The sequence below is a fragment of the Bradyrhizobium sp. 23AC genome (genome assembly GCF_054863025.1).
The window spans coordinates 1-251 of record NZ_JAVAYN010000251.1 but is presented as its reverse complement, the minus strand read 5'-3'; the positions used below and the strand labels follow the sequence as shown (position 1 = coordinate 251).

Sequence of the window (251 nt, the reverse complement as noted above, 5' to 3'; positions counted from 1 at the left end):
ACACAGCTCGCATCCTACGGATGGGACAGAAGCTGGAGACCGGCATGATCGGTGCGAACCTAGGGGTGTTCTCTAACGCGGCTGCCCCATTTGGTGGCGTCAAGGAATCCGGGCTGGGACGCAAGGGTTCCTACCAGGGTATTGAAGAATTCCTGGAGACGATCTACGTCGCCCTTCCAGCGTGATTCATAGGCCGTGCTCTTAAGGTTGTGGCGGTAGCGTCTGACTCGTGGTCACCTCACGGATCCGAT

At 57.8% G+C, this 251-nt stretch carries 1 protein-coding gene; it reads left to right on the top strand.

What is annotated here, in order from left to right; translation table 11 throughout:
• Positions 1 to 185 (top strand): aldehyde dehydrogenase family protein (locus RAD10_RS42325; RefSeq protein WP_461622070.1); only part of this gene is annotated, 185 nt, incomplete at its 5' end.
• Positions 186 to 251: the final 66 nt, after the last annotated feature.